Source organism: Arthrobacter sp. GW822-FHT05G07, assembly GCF_058799755.1.
Genome location: NZ_JBXALT010000008.1, coordinates 66,916 through 88,763, shown reverse-complemented (window position 1 = coordinate 88,763; position 21,848 = coordinate 66,916). Strand labels below are relative to the sequence as shown.

General features: G+C 62.2%; 23 protein-coding genes and 1 tRNA gene. 12 read left to right on the top strand and 12 right to left on the bottom strand.

The genetic code is table 11. From position 1 onward, the window contains the following. Positions 1 to 33 precede the first annotated feature (33 nt). On the top strand, positions 34 to 312 hold the full coding sequence (locus AC1RJY_RS14875; RefSeq protein WP_011775682.1) for a putative quinol monooxygenase: 279 nt from the start codon (positions 34 to 36) through the stop codon (positions 310 to 312). A gap of 107 nt (positions 313 to 419) precedes the next feature. On the opposite strand, the gene AC1RJY_RS14870 is transcribed toward AC1RJY_RS14875, so the two are convergent. Then, positions 420 to 797 (bottom strand): thioredoxin family protein, encoded by a 378-nt coding sequence (locus AC1RJY_RS14870; RefSeq protein ID WP_011775683.1) that lies wholly within the window; start codon positions 795 to 797, stop codon positions 420 to 422. A gap of 132 nt (positions 798 to 929) precedes the next feature. Between AC1RJY_RS14870 and AC1RJY_RS14865 the strand changes: the two genes are divergently transcribed. Genes AC1RJY_RS14865 through AC1RJY_RS14855 form a run of 3 tightly spaced genes read left to right on the top strand, consistent with a single transcriptional unit; the run spans position 930 to position 3,431 of the window. Next, the gene (locus AC1RJY_RS14865) at positions 930 to 1,607 is read left to right on the top strand and encodes a TetR/AcrR family transcriptional regulator (protein WP_498602628.1); all 678 of its coding nucleotides are present in this window, start codon (positions 930 to 932) and stop codon (positions 1,605 to 1,607) included. Then, positions 1,604 to 2,638 carry an ABC transporter ATP-binding protein gene (locus AC1RJY_RS14860; protein WP_498602627.1) on the top strand — a complete coding sequence of 345 codons (1,035 nt, stop codon included), beginning with the start codon at positions 1,604 to 1,606 and terminating at the stop codon, positions 2,636 to 2,638. The genes AC1RJY_RS14865 and AC1RJY_RS14860 overlap by 4 nt, the downstream gene beginning before the upstream one ends. Further along, entirely contained in the window at positions 2,631 to 3,431 is an 801-nt protein-coding gene (locus AC1RJY_RS14855) for an ABC transporter permease subunit (RefSeq protein ID WP_498602626.1), read from the top strand. Before AC1RJY_RS14860 ends, AC1RJY_RS14855 begins: the two co-directional genes overlap by 8 nt. On the opposite strand, the gene AC1RJY_RS14850 is transcribed toward AC1RJY_RS14855, so the two are convergent. Then, positions 3,428 to 3,973 carry an acyl-CoA thioesterase gene (locus AC1RJY_RS14850; protein ID WP_498602625.1) on the bottom strand — a complete coding sequence of 182 codons (546 nt, stop codon included), beginning with the start codon at positions 3,971 to 3,973 and terminating at the stop codon, positions 3,428 to 3,430. The two genes, AC1RJY_RS14855 and AC1RJY_RS14850, sit on opposite strands and share 4 nt — an antisense overlap. A gap of 176 nt (positions 3,974 to 4,149) precedes the next feature. Here AC1RJY_RS14850 and AC1RJY_RS14845 point away from each other — a divergent pair, with 176 nt between their 5' ends. Next, positions 4,150 to 4,371, top strand: a complete 222-nt coding sequence (locus tag AC1RJY_RS14845) for a hypothetical protein (RefSeq protein WP_011775687.1) — start codon at positions 4,150 to 4,152, stop codon at positions 4,369 to 4,371. 46 nt (positions 4,372 to 4,417) lie between these two features. Further along, positions 4,418 to 5,191, top strand: coding sequence for a potassium channel family protein (locus tag AC1RJY_RS14840; protein ID WP_011775688.1), 774 nt, complete (start codon positions 4,418 to 4,420; stop codon positions 5,189 to 5,191). 235 nt (positions 5,192 to 5,426) lie between these two features. On the opposite strand, the gene AC1RJY_RS14835 is transcribed toward AC1RJY_RS14840, so the two are convergent. Both AC1RJY_RS14835 and AC1RJY_RS14830 read right to left on the bottom strand, forming a co-directional pair. Beyond that, positions 5,427 to 5,508: transfer RNA gene (locus tag AC1RJY_RS14835), tRNA-Tyr, on the bottom strand. Positions 5,509 to 5,636: 128 nt separating this feature from the next. Beyond that, positions 5,637 to 5,903 carry a hypothetical protein gene (locus tag AC1RJY_RS14830; RefSeq protein WP_144648679.1) on the bottom strand — a complete coding sequence of 89 codons (267 nt, stop codon included), beginning with the start codon at positions 5,901 to 5,903 and terminating at the stop codon, positions 5,637 to 5,639. A 182-nt stretch (positions 5,904 to 6,085) separates the two neighbouring features. Here AC1RJY_RS14830 and AC1RJY_RS14825 point away from each other — a divergent pair, with 182 nt between their 5' ends. Then, positions 6,086 to 6,577, top strand: a complete 492-nt coding sequence (locus AC1RJY_RS14825; RefSeq protein WP_011775690.1) for a YajQ family cyclic di-GMP-binding protein — start codon at positions 6,086 to 6,088, stop codon at positions 6,575 to 6,577. 78 nt (positions 6,578 to 6,655) lie between these two features. Here AC1RJY_RS14825 and htpX read toward each other — a convergent pair whose 3' ends face one another. Both htpX and AC1RJY_RS14815 read right to left on the bottom strand, forming a co-directional pair. Further along, positions 6,656 to 7,525: a zinc metalloprotease HtpX gene (gene htpX / locus AC1RJY_RS14820; RefSeq protein WP_014922452.1), complete on the bottom strand. Its 870-nt coding sequence runs from the start codon at positions 7,523 to 7,525 to the stop codon at positions 6,656 to 6,658. Positions 7,526 to 7,633: 108 nt separating this feature from the next. Continuing rightward, positions 7,634 to 8,905 carry an MFS transporter gene (locus AC1RJY_RS14815; RefSeq protein ID WP_014922453.1) on the bottom strand — a complete coding sequence of 424 codons (1,272 nt, stop codon included), beginning with the start codon at positions 8,903 to 8,905 and terminating at the stop codon, positions 7,634 to 7,636. 91 nt (positions 8,906 to 8,996) lie between these two features. On the opposite strand from AC1RJY_RS14815, the gene AC1RJY_RS14810 reads away from it, so the two are divergent. From AC1RJY_RS14810 to AC1RJY_RS14795, 4 genes are all read left to right on the top strand, one after another. Then, the gene (locus AC1RJY_RS14810; RefSeq protein WP_498602624.1) at positions 8,997 to 9,773 is read left to right on the top strand and encodes a hypothetical protein; all 777 of its coding nucleotides are present in this window, start codon (positions 8,997 to 8,999) and stop codon (positions 9,771 to 9,773) included. Between the two features lie 30 nt (positions 9,774 to 9,803). Continuing rightward, positions 9,804 to 10,280 (top strand): Fur family transcriptional regulator, encoded by a 477-nt coding sequence (locus tag AC1RJY_RS14805; RefSeq protein ID WP_498602623.1) that lies wholly within the window; start codon positions 9,804 to 9,806, stop codon positions 10,278 to 10,280. Positions 10,281 to 10,295: 15 nt separating this feature from the next. Further along, positions 10,296 to 11,777, top strand: a complete 1,482-nt coding sequence (locus AC1RJY_RS14800) for a catalase (protein ID WP_011775695.1) — start codon at positions 10,296 to 10,298, stop codon at positions 11,775 to 11,777. Positions 11,778 to 11,907: 130 nt separating this feature from the next. Continuing rightward, on the top strand, positions 11,908 to 12,543 hold the full coding sequence (locus AC1RJY_RS14795; protein ID WP_014922455.1) for a DUF2461 domain-containing protein: 636 nt from the start codon (positions 11,908 to 11,910) through the stop codon (positions 12,541 to 12,543). A gap of 147 nt (positions 12,544 to 12,690) precedes the next feature. Here the strand turns inward: AC1RJY_RS14795 and AC1RJY_RS14790 are convergent, their stop codons facing one another. The 6 genes from AC1RJY_RS14790 to AC1RJY_RS14765 form a co-directional block, all read right to left on the bottom strand. Continuing rightward, a complete protein-coding gene (locus tag AC1RJY_RS14790) occupies positions 12,691 to 14,244 on the bottom strand; it encodes an APC family permease (protein ID WP_011775697.1) in 1,554 nt (517 codons plus the stop codon). A gap of 166 nt (positions 14,245 to 14,410) precedes the next feature. Then, complete coding sequence (locus tag AC1RJY_RS14785) at positions 14,411 to 14,827, bottom strand: DUF779 domain-containing protein (protein ID WP_011775698.1); 417 nt, start codon at positions 14,825 to 14,827, stop codon at positions 14,411 to 14,413. Beyond that, on the bottom strand, positions 14,827 to 15,849 hold the full coding sequence (adhP, locus tag AC1RJY_RS14780) for an alcohol dehydrogenase AdhP (RefSeq protein ID WP_210063500.1): 1,023 nt from the start codon (positions 15,847 to 15,849) through the stop codon (positions 14,827 to 14,829). Before adhP ends, AC1RJY_RS14785 begins: the two co-directional genes overlap by 1 nt. A gap of 34 nt (positions 15,850 to 15,883) precedes the next feature. After that, on the bottom strand, positions 15,884 to 17,407 hold the full coding sequence (gene exaC, locus AC1RJY_RS14775) for an acetaldehyde dehydrogenase ExaC (RefSeq protein WP_498602622.1): 1,524 nt from the start codon (positions 17,405 to 17,407) through the stop codon (positions 15,884 to 15,886). Positions 17,408 to 17,503: 96 nt separating this feature from the next. After that, entirely contained in the window at positions 17,504 to 18,847 is a 1,344-nt protein-coding gene (locus AC1RJY_RS14770) for a helix-turn-helix domain-containing protein (RefSeq protein WP_043806245.1), read from the bottom strand. 87 nt (positions 18,848 to 18,934) lie between these two features. Further along, positions 18,935 to 20,374 carry an FAD-dependent oxidoreductase gene (locus tag AC1RJY_RS14765; RefSeq protein ID WP_498602621.1) on the bottom strand — a complete coding sequence of 480 codons (1,440 nt, stop codon included), beginning with the start codon at positions 20,372 to 20,374 and terminating at the stop codon, positions 18,935 to 18,937. Positions 20,375 to 20,491: 117 nt separating this feature from the next. Here AC1RJY_RS14765 and rarD point away from each other — a divergent pair, with 117 nt between their 5' ends. Continuing rightward, positions 20,492 to 21,577 carry an EamA family transporter RarD gene (gene rarD, locus AC1RJY_RS14760; protein WP_498602620.1) on the top strand — a complete coding sequence of 362 codons (1,086 nt, stop codon included), beginning with the start codon at positions 20,492 to 20,494 and terminating at the stop codon, positions 21,575 to 21,577. The last annotated feature ends 271 nt before the right edge of the window (positions 21,578 to 21,848 follow it).

Sequence of the window (21,848 nt, the reverse complement as noted above, 5' to 3'; positions counted from 1 at the left end):
GCAGCACCGTGTCCTGCCGGTAGGGTTGGAGCCATGAGTGCACCCATTGACCTGCAGGCCACGTTCATCCCCAACGAAGGCGAATTCTTCCGCGTGAAGCTCGCTCTGGAAATCGCCATCGACGAGGTCGTCAACGAGCCCGGCTGCATCCGTTACGAACTGACCGAAGCCACCGAGGAAAAGCTCGTCCTCACGGAACGCTGGGAATCCGAAGAGCTCCTGGAGAAGCACTCCAAGGGCATCGCCGTCCAGGACCTGAACGAGTCCCTCAGCGCACTGCTCGCCGAGCCGGTCAAGCTCGAACGGCTCTGATCGCCGCAAGACTGCCAGAACACCTTAAACACGTCGAGGTCGCCGGAATTTTCCGGCGACCTCGATGCTTTCCGGCGACCTTGATGATTCGGGCCCGCCGTTTGTTCTTAGTTTTCCTGGGCCTCGGCGCGCGCCTTGGCAACGTGGGCGTGGACCTCTTCCATGTCCAGGCCCTTCACGGCCTCGATGACCTGCTCAAGCTGCGGACCGTTGAGGGCTCCCGGCTGCGAGAAGACCAGAACCTTTTCGCGGAATGCCATGAGCGTCGGTATGGACGTGATCCCGGCTTCGGCGGCGAGTTGCTGCTCGGCCTCGGTGTCTACCTTCGCGAACACGACGTCGGTGTGCTTCTCCGAGGCTGCCCCGTACGTGGGGGCGAACTGGCGGCACGGGCTGCACCAGGCAGCCCAGAAATCCACCAGGACAATGTCGTTGTCCTCGATGGTCGATGCGAACTGTTCTCCAGTGATGTCAACTGTAGCCATGCTTCCACGGTACGCGACACCGCTTGCTAAGTCCCGTGGAGGGGCGCCCTGTTCGCTTCCCGCGTCAACGGGAATAAACGCGCACCGTGCACTCTCTTGATCCGGACTGAACAGCTGTTTAGTCTATGAAACATGCGTTCAAACGCAGCGGATCTCACCACGCGGGCCCGCATCCGCGACGCCGCAATCGGGCTGTTCGGCCGCGACGGATTCTCCCGCGCCACAGTCAGGGCGGTGGCCGCAGTTGCCGGTGTCAGTCCGGGCCTGGTCATTCACCATTTCGGCAACAAAGCCGGGCTCCGTGAGGCTTGTGATCAGCACGTCCTCGCCCAAACAGCAACCCAAGGCCGCGAGAAAACGGACCCGGGATCCACACGGCAGTTGATCCAGGACTACCTGAAGCACCCGGACCAGTACTCCGACGAAATTGCCTACATCCGCCGCGTCCTGAGCGATGAGTCGGAAGCCGGCGACGCCTTTTTCGACACCGTCGTGCGGCAGACCCAGGACATCATCCACGCCGGAATCGAGGCCGGCACCATCCGGAAGTTCGACGACGTCCGGTCCACCGCCGTCGTCATCGCCTCCAACAGCCTGTCGATCCTCATGCTGGGCAGGCACCTCTCCCGGACACTGAGAACTGCAGCCCCCGAGCCCCACGGCATCGGCCCCGAGCTTCTCCGGCAGCTCACCTTGCCCGCCCTGGAGATTTACACACACGGCTTTTACACGGACTCGCGATTCCTGGACGCGGCCCGCGACGTATTACAGCAAAGCACCAGCAACGCCGGAAGGGAGCATGCCCTGTGACCCAGGCAATCGTCGTCGAGGGTTTGCGCAAGAAGTTCGGACCCCGGGAAGTCCTGCACGGACTGGATTTCGCGGTGGAATCAGGGACTGTATTCGGCGTCATCGGGCCGAACGGTGCGGGCAAGACCACCACCATGCGCTGCCTGCTGGACATCATCCGGCCCAGCGCGGGGTCCATCTCGGTGCTCGGACAGGATCCCCGGCAGGCAGGTACGGCCCTCCGCCGCAGGATCGGTTACCTTCCCGGCGAACTGCATTTGGAAAACCGGACCACCGGCCGCCGCGTGCTGGAACACTTCGCGGCGATCAGCGGCCCCGTGGACCCTCAGCATGTCAAGCAGCTCGCTGAGCGGCTGGACCTTGATCTTGATCGCCAGACCCGGAAGCTCTCCAAAGGGAACAAACAGAAGCTGGGACTGCTGCAGGCCTTCATGCACAAACCTGAACTCCTGGTGCTCGACGAACCCACCAGCGGACTGGATCCGTTAGTCCAGCAGGTGTTCCATGCGATGGTTCGCGAGGCCGTGGATGATGGCGCTACAGTGTTCCTCAGCTCGCACGTTCTCAGCGAAGTACAACAAGCCGCCGACGCAGTGGCCATCCTCCGCGACGGTGAAATCGTCACCGTTTCCACGGTGGAGGAGCTCAGGACGGCAGCGGTCCGGCAGCTACGGTTCAATAGCACCGGGACGGAACCGCACGACGTCGGCGCGCTGCTGGCCAGGGTGCCGGGAGTCGCCAATGTGGCAGTACGGGAGCTCAAGGCCGACGGGCACACTGCCGGAACAGTCGAGGCGGTGGCGACGCTGTCCGGCCACGTCCAGCCGCTGGTCCAGGAACTGGCCAAGTTGAACCTCACGGACCTGGTCCTCGAAGAACCCGATTTGGAGGAAGCCGTGTTGACTCTCTATGCCGGCCAGCCGCCAGGGCTTGGTCAGCCTCCAAGGCTTGGCCAGTCCGCCGAAAATGGCCAGTCCGCTGGGAATGGCAGGACACCCGGCCGCCACACGGAAGGAGCGCACCGTGCCTAGGATTCTGCCCCTGTTCACCAAGGCCCTGACCGACTCGTGGCGTTCAACGTTGGCGTGGGCGCTGGGTTTGTCGGCGGCGTGCATGCTGTACCTGCCGCTGTATCCCTCGATCGGAGGCAGCGCACAGATGCAGGACCTGATCAATGCGCTGCCGCCCGAAATGACCAAAGCCCTGAACTACGACCAAATCGCGTCCGGGCCCGGCTACACCCAAGCCACCATGTTCGGGCTGATCGGATTCCTGTTGATGTCCATGGCCTCGATCGGCTGGGGCGCCGCTGCTGTGGGTGGCGACGAGGAATCCGGATTGCTTGAACTGACGCTCGCGCACAGCGTCACACGAGTGCAGGTAGTCCTCGAACGCGCTTTGGCCATCCTGGTTCGTATTGCCCTGCTTTCGGTGCTCGTCTTCCTGCTGGTGCTGGGACTCAACGGACCCTCTCAACTCAGCATCGACGTCGGTCATCTCGCCGGAGCGATACTGCTGTTCGCCGCACTGGCGCTGCTCAGCGGGACAGCCGCGCTCTGCGCCGGTGCGCTCAGCGGCCGGAAGGTGTACGGGATCGCGGCCGGCGCCGCCGTGGCCGTTCTCGGATATGTCTTCAACGCGGTGGGACGGCAAAGTCCCGACGTCGAATGGCTGCTGAACTTGTCGCCCTACCACTGGGCGTACGGCAACTCCCCAGTGGCCAACGGTGCTGAGTGGGGAGCCGCCGCGGGCCTGTACGGCATCTCGGCAGCACTCATTGTGCTCGGAGCCGTGGCGCTGCAGCGACGCGACGTAGGGGTTTAGCTCCAGACGTGCGGGGCGGGACGACGCGCTCCGGGGAGGGCGTTGTTCTCCCGCCACTCGTGGATCCACTCGGGCAATTCCAGGTCAACCGGCGGCGCTCCGAACTCAGCGATGATTTCTTCCTGCGTGACGGGTTTGCCCTTATGGACCAGGCGGGTGGCGATGTGCGCCCGGGCATAGATTTCACCGTCCACCACCATGCGCTGCTCAAAGTAGATGGCCTTGGTATCCAGCCCGATGATGCGGCTTTCGATGGTGTATTGCTGCCACAGTTGCAGGGACTTGCGGAAGGCGATGGTCTCCCCTGCTGCCACCGGACTCCACCCCCGCTTGCGCATCCTTGTCCAGATGCCGCTGCGGACCATGAGGTCGAAACGGCCGAGGTCCATCAAGGAGAAATACATGCCGTTATTGACGTGCATGGCGATGTCGATGTCGGTGGGCAGAACTCGCAAGGGCAGCGATGATTCTTCCCAGACGCCCAATTTTGAGCGCTTGGATGACGTGAACAGCAGCATGAGGGTACGAAGAAGCAGGTGCATGATCCAATGTTACCCGCCGGTAACTTTGGAGGGAATATGGCGCCCGCATTGTGGACCCGGCTCTTAGCGCAACGGCCGTTTATGTCCAACGATTGCACTAACGTTTACCGCCGGTTCATGAAAGCCATGCACAATATCTGAAACTCATATTGATCGAACACCTAAAGGGGGAACCTTTGAGCACACTGCAAACCACCAGGCCGCAAGGCGACGTTTGGCCGGAACTCTCCCGCCACCAGGACGTGGTCCTCCAGGATGCCCGCGGCAACCGCATCGAGGGAACCATCGATGGCATGACCGATGACCGCAGCACGCTGTGGATCCAACTCAAGGGTGGCCTGGGCCGCCAACTGATTCACCACTTGGACGGCTACTGGCTGGAGACGCCGGCCGCCTGATCCACTCCAGTAAAGGCAGGGCCTTCGCGGTAGCTAGTATTCCCCTATGACTCAAGCGCGATACCGGGACCTCGTCGAATGGCCCCTGATGGCCACGGCACTGATTTTCCTCACGGCTTACGCGTGGCAGGTTATCGGTCGCATCAGCGGCGCCGAGGCAACCCCCTTCGAGGTTGTCCTCTGGATCACGTGGGGAATCTTCGCATTGGACTACTTCGTCAACCTCTGGCTTGCCGAAGACCGGATGCGGTGGTTCCTCTGGAACCTGCACGAACTCCTGATCGTGGTGCTCCCCTTCTTCCGGCCACTCCGGTTGCTGAGGCTGGTCACTTTGCTGTCCGTCCTGCAACGCACCGTTGGTGAAACCCTCCGCGGACGCGTCGCCACCTACGTTGCAGGCGCGGCAGCGATGTTGATCCTCATCGGGGCTCTGGCCGTGCTGGACGTGGAGCAGAACGCCCCCGACGCCAAGATCGTCACCTTCGGGGACGCCGCGTGGTGGGCCATCACCACCATCACCACCGTGGGTTATGGCGACCTCTACCCCGTGACTCCCATCGGCAGGATCGTCGCAGCAGCCCTCATGATGAGCGGGATCGCGGTTCTGGGTATTGTCACAGCGTCCATCGCTTCCTGGCTCCTGCAGCGAATCGAAGAGAATGCCGAAGGCGTGGCAGCGGCAGCAGAAGTCAAGGCTGTCGCAGCGGAGGAACCAGTCAGGGCCGAGCTGGCCGATCTGGTAACGGAGATCGCGGCGCTGCGGATGGAGATCGCGGAACTTAGGCAAGCCACCGCGCCCAGGCAGGGGCACGAGGCTTAGTCCAGCGTCCCGTAACGGGTTGCCAGGCGACATCTGGTTTGGCCGTACGCTCACCACCAACTTCGAGGACTCACGTGGCGTGACACGCCGTGGCTTCCGGCGTGTCACCCGGCTTGCAGGATCAAAGTGGGTGACAGCCACCACTCCCGCGGACATGAAGCTCCCGTCGCCGCCACGCGCGTCCCTAGGGACAAAAAAATCCCCGGAACCAGTGGTTCCGGGGATTTTCCTTGGGTGGCAGATGAGGGATTCGAACCCCCGTAGGCGTTGCCAGCTGATTTACAGTCAGCCCCCTTTGGCCGCTCGGGTAATCTGCCGAACTTCAAAAGAAGATCACTTCCGGAGACCGTTTCTTTTAGATCCGGTAACCGAAGGCAGAGATAACCTTACAGAAGTTTCTGCGAAGAATCTAATCGGGGCGGGATGCCCGGGATGTCGCGGTATTTCAGGCTTCCCCGAGGATCCTGCCGGCAAGTTTCGCTTCGAACTTTTCGGCCTGCTCGGCAGTGATCTGGTTGAGTTGCACGGCCCGCAGCAAATCTGCGTGCACACCGTCCATTCGCGAGGTGGCATCGGGAACAGGGCTGAGGACGATCGACGCCGCCACCGCCGCGGCCGCCACGGCACTCGCTGCGGCAACTGCTGCCGTGCCAATGGAGCCGGCTGCTGCAGACGCGGATTTACTGATGGACTGGACGGCCTTGCTGCTCATGCTGATCCTCCGACGAAGCGTTCTTCCAACTGGTACAACTCTCAACCTGCTGCCTCAGTTCCAACCCTGCGTGTGCTGTGAGCGAACTGTGAAAGTCCTCCACAGTCCCAAGTGGCGCCTTCCGTACTAGGCTGGATGCCAGACCACCCCGCCCTCACAGGGCCCCCAACCTAAGGAGAGTCATGGCAGGCGAATCCACATTCGACGTCGTCAGCAAGGTAGACAAGCAAGAGGTCGCCAACGCGCTGAACCAGTCCCAGAAGGAAATCGCGCAGCGATACGACTTCAAGGGCGTCGGCGCAGAGATCGACTTCAGCGGCGAAAAGATCCTCATGAAGGCCAACTCCGAGGACCGCGTCCTGGCTGTCTTGGATGTCTTCCAGTCCAAGCTCATCAAGCGCGGCATCTCGCTGAAGTCGCTGGACCAGGGAGAGCCTTTCCCCTCCGGCAAAGAATTCCGCTTGGAGTGCTCCATCAAGGAGGGCATCGCCCAGGACATCGCCAAGAAGATCAACAAGATCATCCGCGATGAAGCCCCAAAGTCCGTCAAGTCCCAGATCCAGGGCGACGAACTCCGCGTCACGTCCAAGTCCCGCGATGACCTGCAGGAGACCATGAACATCCTCAAGAAGTTCGAAGAGGCCGATCTGCAGTTCGTTAACTTCCGCAGCTAGTCCACGCTTAAGCGTCGCTGGCCCGCTTTTCCGTGGTTGTTCAACCACGGAAAAGCGGGCCAGGGACGTTTAAGCCAGTTACAACAGCGGGCGCCCGGCCATCCGTTCCAATCGGCTGATTCGTTCTTTCATGGGCGGATGCGTGGAGAACATGCGCCGTATGCCGCCGCCGCGGAACGGGTTGGCGATCATCAGGTGCGAGGCATTGACCAGCCGCTGGTCCGGCGGGAGCGGCAGCTGGCTGACGCCGGATTCGATCTTGCGCAGGGCTGAGGCGAGCGCCAACGGATCGCCGGTCAGCTCCGCGCCGTCTTCATCGGCGTCGAATTCACGGGTGCGGGAGATGGCCATCTGAATCAGTGACGCCGCGAAGGGCGCGAGCAAGGCCATCGCGATGGTGGCCAGCGGGTTGGCGTTGCGCCGGTCGCCGCTGCCGAAGATCAGCAGCATCTGCCCCACGGAGGTGATGACACCGGCCACGGCAGCTGCAACGGACGACGTCAGGATGTCGCGGTTGTACACGTGCATCAGCTCATGCCCCAGGACGCCCCTGAGTTCGCGGGCGTCGAGCAGGTGGAGGATGCCCTCGGTGCAGCACACGGCAGCATTCTTGGGGTTGCGTCCGGTGGCGAAAGCGTTGGGTGTCATGGTGGGTGAGAGGTAGATCCGCGGCATGGGCTTGTTGGCACGCACGGACAGTTCTCGAACGATCTGGTACAGCTGCGGTGCCTGCGCCTCGGTGACCGGGTACGCGGCCATTGAACGGATGGCGATCTTGTCGCTGTTCCAGTAGCCATACGCCGTGGTGGCCACACCGATCAAGGCCATGATCCAGATGGGCGTGGTGCTGCGCGTTCCGGCCGCGATGATGGCGCCCAAACCCAACAACACCGCCCACAGCACACCGAAGAGCGCCGCGGTCTTGAGTCCATTGTTGTGTTTATGCACGGTTGTTCTTGTCGCTTTCCTCGGCTTTTGCAGGGGTTCTGTACGGATTAACGCCGACGCCGACCATACTGTTCCGTTGTCAGCCTACGTTGGCGGGGGCCGGCAGAGTCATGGCACCGGGTGCTTGGCATCGTACGCGACGAATCCGGGCTGCAGGCGGGAGGCAAGCCACGCCATCACAATGCACAACAGGCCGCCCAGCAGCAGCACGCCGCCTTCGCTCAGGAACTGGGTGACGCCCCCGGCCAACATGTCCCCTACCCGGGGCCCTCCGGCCACCACCACAATGAACACGCCCTGAAGCCGCCCCCTCATGTGGTCCGGCGTAGCTGCCTGGAGAATGGTGGTGCGGAAGACGGCACTGACGGAGTCGGAGATACCGGCAAGGGCGCAGCACAGCGCGGCAGGGATCAGCCAGAGCGTCACACCGTCGCGGCCGGCATCCCCGGCCAGCAGCACCACCAGACCAAAGCCGGCAATCGATGCGCCCCAGCCGATCACCGACCACACCACGGCGCTGCCCTGCTTGCGAACCCGGCCCAAGGGCCCGGAAAAGAGGCCGGCCAGGAAAGCGCCCACGGCTGTGGACGCGAGCAGCACACCTACGGTGGTTTCGCCTCCGCCGATCATCACCGCCCCAATGGCCGGCATCAGTGCGCGGGGCTGGGCACAGATCATGGCAATGAGGTCGATGATGAAGGTCATGCGCACGTTGGGCCGGGTGCCGAGGAACCGGAAGCCCTCCACCACGGAGCGCAGCCCTGGCCGCACGGCGTCTTTGGACGGTGGGAGGGGTGGAAGTTTGAAGAGGCCCCACAGTGCGAATGTGAAGCTGATGACGTCAATGGTGTAGGTCCACCCGAAGCCGATGGTGGCTACGAGCACGCCGGCCAGGAGTGGCCCGGCCGTCATGGACAGGCCAAACGTCAGCATGCTCAGGGCGTTGGCCGCGGGAAGCAGATCCTTGCGGACCAGGAGCGGGATGATGGCACTGCGGGCGGGACCGTTGATGCCTTGGGCTCCACTTTGGATGGCCACCAATGCGTAGAGGAGCCAGATGTTGCCGATCTCCAGCCATGCCTGCAAAGCCAGCCCGGCCGTGGTCGCCCAGAGGACAAGCGAGGCGATGAGGGCAACCTTGCGGCGATCGTAGGCATCCGAAATGGAACCACCGTAGAGCCCGGCGAACACCAAGGGAACCAGCGCGAAGATTCCCAAGAGGCCCACATAGAAGCTCTCCTGCGTGAGCCGATAGACCTCCAGGCTGACAGCCACCAGCGTCAACTGCGTGCCGATGGCGGCTACTGATGCCCCCAACCAGAGTCGCCTGAATGCGGGACTCTCCTTCAAGGGGGTGATGTCAGCCAGTAGTTTCGCCACCGTCCTACCTTAACGAGCATTGCAGCAACCTCCCGCAACCTCCCTACGTGCGACTACGGCTTGGTAGGCTCACCCCGGGGAAGGAGTTGACATGGGCTTGGAGCGTCGCTTGCTGTACCGTTCGGGGTTTTGGGAAATCGCACGGCCACGTCATCCCCTCACGGCCGGGCACATCCTGATCAGGCTGTCCGACCCGTCCACGGAATTCGCACAAGCTTCGGCGTCCGACTGGCTTTTCTGCCACAACCTTGTGCGCGCCGCGCTCCACGACGTCCTGGGTTCAACCCGCTGCGCCGTGATGTTTGCCCACCGCTGGCACCCACTGGGCTCCGCCATTGGCGAGCCAGTGGCCGAGTCCTCAACACCTACGTTCCACTTCTTCGGGCGCTGGGACGGAGAAACCACGACGCCGGGACTCCAGTTGGCGCTGCCTGCCCACCGCCGTATTGGGGAGCCGGACCACGATCTGGAAGCTACCGATGCAGCGATCCGTGAGGCGCTGCAACGGCGCCGGCCCGAGGCCGCCGTGAGTTCCCTACCCGGGGCGCGCACCGCCGTCGAGCCCTCTTCTGACGTTGGTCCGTTGGTGCGGGCAGTGGAAACGGGACCGCGTCATACGGTGATCGAACCTGTCCGGTCTGTGGCGTCCGTTCGTGACATCCTGCCGGCGGAGCTGCTGGCGATGGGGTCGGTTCTGGCAGGGCTCCCCATGACTGGCGGTCTCAGTGGATTCAGTTGCGTGGCCCTTGAATCGGAGACAACAGGCACCCCGCTGCGGGTCCATGCCCTGGGCCGTTCTGCCGCCGAGGACGTAAATCCCATGGAGGATCTGCTCCGTTCACCAGAAGTTAGCCTTGCCTTATTGTGAACTCCTCAAAATAAGTGTTTCAATGAATGCATGACAGATCACAGCACCGAGCAAGCAGAATGGGCAGCTGCCCTGCATGCCCATGGCCGGCGTGTGACCAAACAGCGGCTGGCAGTGCTCGCCGCAGTCCAGCACCATCCGCACTCTCCGGCAGAAGGCATTCTTGCCGCTGCCCGCAAAGAGCTTCCTGAACTGACGGCGCAGTCCGTTTATGTAGTGCTCAGCGACCTCACGGACCTGCAGATGTTGCGCCGATTCGAACCCCCGCACTCCCCGGCGCTGTACGAAACCCGGGTGGGTGACAACCACCATCACGCCGTCTGTATCAGCTGCGGCAAGGTGGAGGACGTGGATTGCGCCGTGGGACACGCACCGTGCCTCACGCCGCACTGGGATGAGAATTCCAAGCCCATGACCATCCAGATCGCGGACGTCCTTTACCAAGGCATCTGCCAGGACTGCCAGTCCAAACAACAGCTTCCCGTAACTTCCGTAACTCAGAAATAAGAAAAAAGGAGAACAATGACTGCCATTTCAACAACTCAGTCAGGTGCCCCCGTTACCTCCGACGCGCACTCGAAGTCCGTCGGCGCTGACGGTGCCATCATCCTCACCGACCACTACCTGGTGGAAAAGCTTGCGCAGTTCAACCGCGAGCGGGTTCCGGAGCGTGTAGTGCACGCCAAGGGCGGCGGCGCATTCGGTACGTTCAAGACCACCTCGGACGTTTCGGCTTACACCAAGGCAGCCTTCCTGCAGCCGGGCGTTGAGACGGACATGCTGATCCGTTTCTCTTCCGTCGCAGGCGAGAACGGTTCTCCCGACACCTGGCGCGACCCCCGCGGTTTCGCCGTGAAGTTCTACACCTCCGAGGGCAACTACGACCTCGTTGGCAACAACACGCCCGTCTTCTTCATCCGTGACGGCATCAAGTTCCCGGACTTCATCCACTCCCAGAAGCGCCTCCCGGGCAGCCACCTGCGTGACGCTGACATGCAGTGGGACTTCTGGACCCTCTCCCCCGAATCCGCTCACCAAGTCACCTGGCTAATGGGCGATCGCGGCCTCCCGGCCTCCTGGCGTGAAATGCAGGGCTACGGCTCGCACACCTACCAGTGGATCAACGCCGCCGGTGAGCGCTTCTGGGTCAAGTACCACTTCAAGTCCAACCAGGGCGTCAAGACCATCACCGGTGACCAGGCTGAGCAGCTTGCCGGCTCGGACGCGGACTTCTACATCCGCGACCTCCAGGAGAACATTGCCGATGGCAACTTCCCCTCCTGGGAACTGCACGTCCAGGTCATGCCCTACGAGGACGCCAAGACGTACCGCTTCAACCCGTTCGACCTCACCAAGGTCTGGCCGCACGGGGACTACCCGCTGATCCACGTGGGCACCATGGAGCTGAACAAGAACCCGGAGAACTACTTCGCGCAGATCGAGCAGGCCACCTTCGCGCCGTCGAACTTCGTACCGGGCATCGCCGCTTCCCCGGACAAGATGCTGCAGGCCCGCATCTTCTCCTACGCAGATGCACACCGCTACCGCGTGGGCACCAACCACGCACAGATCCCGGTGAACCAGCCTAAGAACCAGGTCAACAACTACAGCCAGGACGGCCAGGGTCGTTACCTGTTCAACTCCCCCTCCACCCCGGTCTACGCACCGAACTCGGTAGGTGGCCCGGCTGCTGTTGAGCCCACCTCACCGGCCGGTGGCTGGGAAAACGACGGCGAGCTCACCCTCTCCGCCCACACCCTGCACGCTCAGGACGACGACTTCGGCCAGGCCGGTACCCTGTACCGCGAGGTTTACGATGACGCCGCCAAGGCCCGCCTCCTGGACACCATCACCGGTGCCGTTGGCGGCGTGAAGAACGCCGACATCAAGGAACGCGCCATCCAGTACTGGACCAACGTTGACTCCGAGCTCGGCGCCAAGCTCCGCGCCAACCTCGGTGCAGGCCAGACCGAGTCCGACGCCGAAGCAGCCAACAAGCTCTAAGCGTCATTGATTCACTGCATTTCCAGGAACACCCCGTTGCGGCTTCTCCGCGGCGGGGTGTTCCTTTTGTTTTCCACATAGCCCTCCTCGGCTATGGCTGAGCCTGTATCGCCGTCCCTAGGATCCTTCTATGAGCACATTCGAGGGCATTCCTACTGCCGCATTCCGTTTCTACGCAGAGCTTGAAGACAACAACAACCGGGAGTGGTGGCTGGAGCACAAAACAACGTACGACGCCGAGGTAAAGGAACCGCTTGCAGCTCTCCTTTCGGAGCTGGAACCGCAGTTCGGGCCGGCGAAGATCTTCCGGCCCAACAGGGACATCCGTTTCTCCCAGGACAAGTCACCCTACAAAACAGCGCAAGGCGCCTTCGCCGCCAGCCAGGAGGGTGTTGGCTACTACCTCCAAATCAGTGCCGACGGCCTTCTGATTGGTGGCGGATACCACTCCCACACCCCCGCCCAGCTGGCACGTTTCCGGGCCGCAGTGGATGCTCCTGACAGTGGATTGGAGTTGCAGAAGATTGTTGAAGCTGTCGCTGCCGAAGGGTTCGCTATTGAGGGCGAGAAGCTCAAGACCGTTCCGCGTGGTTTCGACCAAGACCATCCGCGCGCTGAGCTGCTCAAGCACAAATCCTTGTCCGCCGGCGTTGAGGTGGGCCAGCCTGACTGGTTGTCCACGCCTGCAGCCAAGGACCGGATCGCTGCCAGGTGGGAGGTGCTAAGGCCACTGGTTGGGTGGGTCAGTGACCATGCGGCGCCTTAGCCGGGCTCATGCCGGCGCAGGCGGTGGTGCTGGTGCTGGTGCTGGTGCTGGTGCTGGTGCGAACACGCAAAAGCGCCCGGAAACCGATGGTTCCCGGGCGCCGATACAGCAATATTGTGCAGCTGTCTGACAAGCTGCTCACATTGTCTACACCTTGGTGAACGTGTCTTCGTCCTCGTCGCCCCTGGGCTGCGTGCTCGTGGTGCCGCCATTGACGGAGGCCCTCGCAGCGGCGAACTTCTCGTTTAGCCGTGAGTGGCGCTGGCCGTAGGAGAAGTAGATGACCATGCCGATGACAAGCCAGATCGCGAAGAAGATCCAAGTTTCCACAGCCAGGTTGGTCATGAGGTAGAAGCAGAGGACTGCGGAGACCCACGGCAGGACCTTGCCGAACGGGACACGGAAAGCAGGCTTGAGGTCCGGGCGCTTCTTGCGGAGAACCAAGATGCCAAGGCTCACCATCACGAACGCGGACAGCGTTCCGATGTTGATCATTTCCTCGAGAAGATCCACCTTGGTGACGCCGGCAACTACGGCCACTGCCGCACCGCAGATGATCTGGAGCCGGGCCGGGGTGGAACGCTTCTCACTGGTCTTGGAGAGCGAACGTGGGAGCAGCCCATCACGGCTCATGGCCAGGACCACGCGGGACAGCCCCATGAGGAGCACCATGATCACGGTGGTCAAGCCAACCAAAGAACCGAAGGCAATGACCTTCGCGGCGTCAGTGTTGCCCACGGCTTCAAAAGCTGTGGTCAGCGTGGGGTTCTTGACCTCGGCCAGCTGAGTGTAGGACACCATGCCGGTCAGCGCGAGGGAGACCAGGATGTAGAGCAAGGTAACCAAGGCCAGGCCACCGAAGATGCCGCGGGGCAGGGTCTTCTGCGGGTTCTTGACCTCTTCGGCGGACGTTGCCACCACATCGAAGCCAATGAAGGCGAAGAACACCAGGGCGGCACCAGCGAAGACACCCAAGGTGCCGTACTGGGCCGGGGCAGCCCCGGTCAGGAAGCCGAAGAAGGACTGCTTCATGACGTCGGCAGCACCGGAGTCGGTGGGCTCAGAGGCAGGAATGAAGGGGGTGTAGTTGGAGAACTTCACGTAGCTGAAGCCAACAACAATCACGAACAGAACCACGCCGATCTTGATCAGCGTGAAGACGTTACCGACGCGGGCAGACAACTTTGTCCCCAGCACCAGCAGCACGGTGAAGATCGCGACGATCAGGAAAGCGCCCCAGTAGAGGTCAATGCCGAACACACTGACTGACGGCGGCATTTCAACACCCATCAAGCCGAAGACCGTACTGAGGTAGATGCCCCAGTACTTGGCGATCACGGCTGCGGCGGTGAAAAGTTCAAGGATGAGGTTCCAGCCGATGATCCATGCCAGGACCTCGCCCATGGTGGCGTACGTGAACACGTAGGCGGAGCCTGCCACGGGGATCGCCGTGGCGAATTCGGCGTAGCACATGATGGCCAGCGCACATGTGACAGCGGCGATGGCAAAGGAGATGGTGACGGCGGGGCCGGCAAAGTTTGCAGCAGCCTTGGCACCCACGGAGAAGATCCCGGCACCGACAGCAACGGCGACGCCCATGATCATGAGGTCCCAGGTGCTCAGGCTACGTTTGAGCTTGCGACCGGGTTCGTCGGCATCGGCGATCGACTGCTCGATCGACTTGGTCCTGAAAATGTTCATAAAAATGCCACATTCTGGATGGGAGTGGTATAGGACTCATCAAGAATAGTGTCCGGCCAATGGACGGCCATATTTATCCCAGATAGTGAGACGAGTCCCTGATCCCCGTTACGGCTGTGACTGGTGTGACGAATGCGAGTAGCCTCCATCACACCAGCCCAACCACCTAATTGCTCGGAACGTCCCAGTCCATAAGTGTGGATCGGATCAGGAAACGCTTCCCTTCCGGCGACTCAACCGAGAAGCCACTGCCCCTGCCGGGAACCACATCAATGGTGAGGTGGGTGTGGGACCAGTAGTTGAATTGCTCCTTGGACATCCAGAACTCCAAGGGCTGCGGCTGTACTCCGGCTCCGATATCGAAGCGGCCCAGGAGGACATCGGAGTCACCGGTCAGGAACTCCCCCGCCGGGTAGCACATGGGTGCGGAGCCATCGCAGCAACCACCGGACTGGTGGAACATGAGCGGCCCGTGCTGATCCCAGAGCTTTCGAAGAAGTTCCACGGACACCGCGGTGAGCGCCACACGGGAAAAATCTTCCCCGGGCAGCGTCACCGCGGCTTCCAGGCTGATGTTGTTCATCAGAACTTCAGGACCACTCGGCCGTCGATCTTGGCGTGCTTCATCTCGTCAAGGACCGCGTTGACTTCGGAGAGCTCACGGGTAGAGACCGTCGGCTTGATCTTTCCCTGGGCGTAGAACTCCAGTGCTTCCTCGAGGTCCTGCCGCGTTCCCACGATCGAGCCGCGGACCGTAAGGCCCTTGAGGACGATCTCGAAAATCGGCGCGGGAAAGTCTCCCGGGGGCAAACCGTTGAACACGATGGTTCCGCCGCGGCGCGCCATGCCGATCGCCTGCCCGAAAGCCGAGGGGTGGACAGCGGTCACCAAGACACCGTGGCAGCCGCCTGTTTCACGTTGGATGACCTCCGCCGGGTCCTCATGCAAGGCGTTGACCGTCAGTTCCGCGCCGTGTTCCTTGGCCAACGCCAGCTTGTCGTCGGCAATGTCCACTGCCGCCACGCGCAGACCCATTGCCACGGCATACTGCACGGCGATGTGCCCCAGTCCCCCGATGCCGGAGATCGTGACCCACTGACCGGGCCTGGCCTCGGTCATCTTCAGTCCCTTGTAGACCGTGACCCCGGCACACAGAACCGGCGCGACTTCCACCGGGTCCGAGCCTTCCGGGATGCGGGCAGCAAAGCGCGTGTCAACCAGCATGTACTCGCCGAACGAGCCGTCAACGCTGTAACCACCGTTCTGCTGAGACTCGCACAGGGTTTCCCAACCAGTACGGCAGTACTGGCAGTCTCCGCAGGCGGACCACAGCCAGGCGTTTCCCACAAGATCGCCCACGGCAACGTCCGTGACGCCCTCACCGAGGGCGACCACTTCACCGACACCTTCGTGTCCGGGAATGAAAGGCGGCGTGGGCTTGACCGGCCAGTCGCCTTCGGCGGCATGGAGGTCGGTATGACATACCCCGGAGGTGATGAGGCGGACCAGCGCCTGGCCGGGACCCGGCGTCGGCCTTTCCACTTCCTTGACCGTAAGGTCGGTTCCGAATTCCGTAACTACTGCAGCTTGCATGGTTGTGGACATTGACGATCTCCTTTGATCGATGAACAGGACGGGTTTAGAAGAAACCGAGCTTGTTCTCGTTGTAGCTGACCAGGAGGTTCTTGGTCTGCTGGTAGTGGTCCAGCATCATGGCGTGGTTCTCACGGCCAATACCTGAGGACTTGTAGCCACCAAAGGCGGCACCGGCCGGGTAGGCGTGGTAATTGTTGACCCACACACGGCCGGCCTGGATTTCCCGGCCTGCGCGGTAGGCGACATTTCCATTGCGAGACCAAACCCCGGCACCGAGCCCGTAAAGGGTGTCGTTGGCGATTCCGATGGCGTCGTTGTAGTCGCTGAACTTGGTCACGGACACTACCGGGCCGAAGATCTCCTCCTGGAAGACCCGCATCCGGTTATGGCCTTCGAAGATGGTGGGCTGTACGTAGTAGCCGCCAGCCAGGTCACCGGAAAGCTCAGCCCGGGCACCGCCGGTGAGCACCTTGGCGCCTTCCTGCTTTCCGATGTCGATGTAGGACAGGATCTTCTCCAGCTGGTCATTCGAAGCCTGGGCGCCAACCTGGGTATCAGTGTCCAACGGGTTTCCCTGGATGATCTTGTTGGTTCGGGCCACGACGTCCGTCATGAAGGAGTCGTAGATGCCTTCCTGGACCAAGGCGCGGGACGGGCACGTGCAGACTTCGCCCTGGTTGAAAGCAAAGAGCGTGAACCCTTCCTGGGCTTTGTCGTAGAAGGCATCGTTCTGGGCGGCGACGTCGTCGAAGAAGATGTTGGGGCTCTTGCCGCCAAGTTCAAGGGTGACGGGAATGAGGTTGTTGGACGCGTACTGGCTGATCAGCCGGCCCGTAGTGGTCTCACCTGTGAACGCGATCTTGCGGATGCGTGAGCTGGACGCGAGCGGCTTGCCGGCCTCCACACCGAAGCCGTTGACGACGTTCACCACGCCTGCCGGCAGGAGATCGCCGATGAGTTCCATGAGGACCAAGATGGACGTGGGCGTCTGCTCTGCGGGCTTGAGCACCACGGCATTGCCGGCCGCGAGCGCCGGAGCCAGCTTCCACACGGCCATGAGGATGGGGAAGTTCCACGGGATGATCTGGCCGACAACGCCCAGCGGCTCCTTGAAGTGGTAGGCCGTGGTGTCCTCGTCCAGCTGGGAGAGGTGGCCTTCCTGCGCACGAACGGCGGAGGCGAAGTAGCGGAAGTGGTCTGCGGCCAACGGGATGTCGGCGTTGAGGGTTTCGCGGACGGGCTTGCCGTTGTCCCACGTTTCAGCGACCGCGAGGAGCTCAACATTCTCGTCAATACGGTCGGCGATCTTGTTCAGGATGGCTGCGCGTTCCGTGGCCGACGTCTTGCCCCATGATGGTGCGACCTTGTGGGCGGCGTCCAGGGCCAGCTCGATGTCCTCGGAAGTGCCGCGGGCAACTTCGCAGAAAGCCTTGCCCGTAACGGGGGTGATGTTCTCGAAGTAGGCACCCTTGACCGGGGCAACCCATTCGCCGCCGATCCAATTCTCGTAACGGTCCTTGAACGTGACCTTCGAACCCTCGGCACCCGGCTGTGCGTAAACAGTCATTGCTAGCTCCTTTGCTGCGAATCACGGTGGCTGTCGCCATTGATCCGAGCCTAGGAGCTGGGAGGTTGCAGCTACGTTGCAACCATGTGAGTCAGCTCACGCTTTCAGTTCCGTTTCGATCCGCTCAAGGTCTGCCACGACGGCGGCGCGCTTGGGTGAGCGAGGCGGCAGCAGCTTCAGGAGCGCAAGGCGGAGGTCGACGTCGTACTTCGCCTCGGGCAGCTCAGCGTACTTGAGGAGCGAATCAACGCTGCCGTCGCTAAGCAGCGCCTCGCGCAGCAGGTGAGAGACGCGCTCGCGCAACTGCACGACGCCGGGCGCCTCCGAACGTGGCAAGAGCGCACCTTTGTAGATTTCCAAGGCGATACGGTGGGCGCCGCGCTGAAGGCAGCTAAGCACCTGGCCGGAATCGGGCAAGAGCTCAACCGGCAAGCGGTACGGACGGGACCCGGGAACCGCGTCCGGGCTGAGCTCGTGGATGACCTTGCGGAGCCGCACCATCTCCGCGCGGAGGGTGACGGCAGAACCGTCGCCCGGATACAGCTGGGCGCACAGGTCATCAGCACTCAGCCCGGCGGGATGGCTGCTGAGGATCGCCAGGATCTCGCTGTGCCTGGCAGACAGGGAAACCGTCCGGCCCTCGATGCTGAGCAGGGCTTGGTCTCGGCCCAACAGTTGGAGACTGTTCCGGTACAGCGCGTGGCTGGAGGCGGCAGCCGCGCTCCGGCGTCGAGGCTTGTCCCTGACCGCAGCGGCAAGCTGAAGACGCTCGATCCGCAACTGTGCCTGCGCGGCCGCAACGGTTGCCTCCACCAGGGAAAGGGTGTGCGGGGCAACGGCTGTTTCCGTGCCGGTGATGTCCACGACGCCCAGCACCGCACCGGAATCGGGGTCGTGGAAGGGAACCGCCGTGCAACTCCATGGGTGGACGGACCGTTTGAAGTGTTCGGCGCCGGAGATCTGGATGCTCCGGTCAAGAGCCAAAGCGGTACCGGGTGCGCTGGTACCCACGGAAGCCTCGGACCAGTCAGCACCGGCCACGAACATCATGCCTTCAGCGCGCCGTTGCATCACAGGATCGCCGTCCACCCACAGGAGCCGTCCGACGTCGTCGCCCACTGCCACCAACAGACCACTGTCGTGGCTGGGCTGAACCAGGAGTTTCTTAATAACCGGCATGATGGTGGCCAAAGGGTGCTGCCTGCGGTACTCCTCCAGCTCATCCCGGTCCATCGCAAGCGGCGCCTCGGCGACATCTGGGTTGGCCTGCAGGCTTGCCGAGCGTTGCCAGGATTCACGAACCAAGCGGCGTAATCCGACCATGTCCTCCGGTGCCCCAAGACGCAGGGAGTCCAGCCGTTCGTGGCCAACCAGGGCATGCTTCTGCAGCAGCTCCGCGGCATCGCTGCCTGGAACCGGCGGATGGATTGGATTCCTCATCGAACTCCCTGGCGTCCTGCGCATGTGGTGGGCGGCATGTGATGGGCGGCACAGTACCCTGCAGTCTAGTTCGCGTTGAGGAGATTGTCAGCCGCGGGAGATCCGGATCATTTCCTCTCGCGGAACAACCTTGATGCGCTCGCGGACCACACCATTGCCGTTACCGTCGCTGGAGGTCCAGGCAGTACCCAGGGCAGCCTCGTGGGCATCGAGCCTGTTCCAGCCCTCCCACGTGGTGTATTCCACCCCGCGTTCTTCGAGGAGGTCGATGATCGCCTGCGGGTCCGGGTTCTCCGCCGGGGGCAGATTGAGTCGGTCTTCGAGGAGGAAGCCTATGGTCTCCAAAGCATCGCCCTTGGTGTGGCCGATCAGCCCCACGGGTCCGCGCTTGATCCAGCCCGTGGCGTAGATTCCCGGCACGGGTTTGCCGTCGGCATCCAGGACGCGACCGCCGTCGTTCGGTATGACACCGCGGCGAGCATCGTATTCCAGTTCCTCCAGCGGGGAACCGTGGTAGCCGATGGCGCGGTACACGGATTGGACCGGATATTCGATGAACTCTCCGGTGCCCTTCACGTTGCCCGTTCCGTCCAACTGCATGCGCTCAAACTTGATGCCTGAGACCTTGCCGGGAGCCTCAGGCGAGTCGAGGATCTCCACGGGACTGTGCAGGAAGTGCAGGTGCAGGCGCCGTGACGAGGGCTGCTCCGACTCCGCATGCTCCTCCACCAGCCAGTTGGTCATGGTGTTGACCATGGTCTTGATCTGGTTATTTGTCTTGATGGCTTCATCCGAAGCGTCGTCGAACTCGAAGTCCTCCGGGTACAGGACGATGTCAACGTCCTTGCAGTGGGACAACTCGCGCAACTCCAACGGGGTGAACTTCACCTGGGCCGGGCCGCGGCGGCCGAAGACGTGGACGTCGGTGACCGGGGACTTTTTCAGCCCCGCGAAAACGTTGTCCGGAATCTCCGTGACCAAGAGTTCCTCGGGGTGTTTGACCAGCATCCGGGCGACGTCCAGGGCCACGTTGCCGTTGCCGATCACGGCGATTTCCTTGGCATCCAGTGACCAGTCACGGGGGACGTCCGGGTGCCCGTCGTACCAGGAAACGAAGTCGGCTCCCCCGAAGGAACCCTCCAGTTCGACGCCGGGGATCCTCAGGTCGGCGTCTTTGATGGCACCCGTAGAGAAGATCACGGCATCATAGAAAGCGCGGAAATCGTGGAGCGTGAGGTCTTTGCCGTAGGTCACGTTGCCGAGGAAGCGGATATCGCCGCGGTCCAAAACCTTGTGCAGCGCGTTCACGATGCCCTTGATCCGTGGGTGATCCGGCGCCACGCCGTAGCGGATCAGGCCGTATGGCGCCGGATATGCCTCGAAGAGATCGATGCTTACCTCCACGTGTCCGTCTTTGACCTCGTTGGATTTGGTCAGGATGTCCGCGGCGTAGACGCCTGCAGGTCCCGCGCCAACGATTGCAACGCGAAGCGGACGATTGGGGGTTGTTGCGGCTGAGTTGGACACCGTTAGCCCTTCCGAAGCAGTGAGCCACGCCATTGTTGGGGCGCGCAGATTCCAATTCTAAATGTCCACCCTGCGCCCAGCTGCCTATATGGCAGGAGTCACAGAAATTGATAAAGATTGCGGAATATTGCGGGCTCAAGCGGCGTTGGCGACAATGTGTCGACACCGGAACAGATCACTGCTAACTCTCCCGCTTCAAGCCAGCCAACGACGGCGACAGTCGGGGGCGGCGGTGGAAGTACCGGCGGTTCCGGTAAGGCCGGCAGCAAGCCCGTGAGGAGCGAGTCGACGGCGGGAATCCTGTTCGGCATCGGCGCCTACGGTCTGTGGGGCCTGCTTCCGCTGTACTTCTTCGTCCTGATGCCCGCCAGTGCCATGGAAATTGTGGCCAACCGCATCGTCTGGTCCTTGCTCTTCTGTGCGCTGCTCATCACGGTCACGCGGGCCTGGAAGACATTGTGGGCGGCGGTGAAGGATCGTTCGGTGTTCGGTCCCCTCGCTTTGGCTGCGGTCCTGATCGCCATCAACTGGCTCACGTACACTTTCGGCGTCACCACGGGCCATGCGGTTGAGACGTCCCTGGGTTACTTCATCAACCCGTTGGTTTCGGTGTTGCTCGGCGTTTTCGTCCTGAAGGAGAAGCTGCGTCCCCTGCAGTGGGCAGCTGTGGGCATTGGCTTCGTTGCTGTAGGTGTGCTGACGTTCTCCTACGGTCAACTCCCGTGGATCGCCCTGATCCTTGCGTTCAGCTTCGGACTGTACGGCTTCGTGAAAAAGCGTGTGGGTCCCAAGGTTGACGCCCTCACCAGCCTCAGCGTCGAGACCGTGGTCTTGGCTCCCTTCGCCGGCATCACCATGGTGGTCCTCGGAGTGACAGGCGTCCAGACTCTCACCACCCTGGGCGCAGGACACTTCTGGCTGCTGGTGGCCTCCGGTGTCATTACTGCTGTACCACTGCTGTTCTTTGGCGCCTCAGCCCGCCGCCTTCCCATGACCACCATCGGCTTGCTGCAGTACTTCGCGCCGGTCCTTCAGTTCATCGTGGCCTTGACGGTGTTCAACGAGACCATGACCACTGCCCGTTGGATCGGCTTCTGCGTGGTGTGGTTGGCACTGGTGTTGCTGACCATCGACATGCTTCGCACCACCCGGAAGAACTCCGTGATGAAGAAGAAGGCGCGCCTGGCAGCTGCCGGCGCCTAGGCCTGGCCCTTCGAAATCGCGGGAGAGGTGCGGGGGCGCGGGAAAGCTGCGAGGACGCCGAAACTATCCCTGCGGTTTGGCAGCCTTCCCGCGAATTCAGCGTGAAGAGCTGCTCAACTACGCCTGAGCAGTTTTGTTCATTTCTGTTGAGGGGTCCCGGAAGCGGACATAAGGTTGCGGAAACTTTCACCGCAATCTCGTCCCCCCACCCCCTGCCACCCAAGTAACTGGCAGTAGTGGGGGGGGGGGGGGGGGGGGGGGGGGGGAGGGA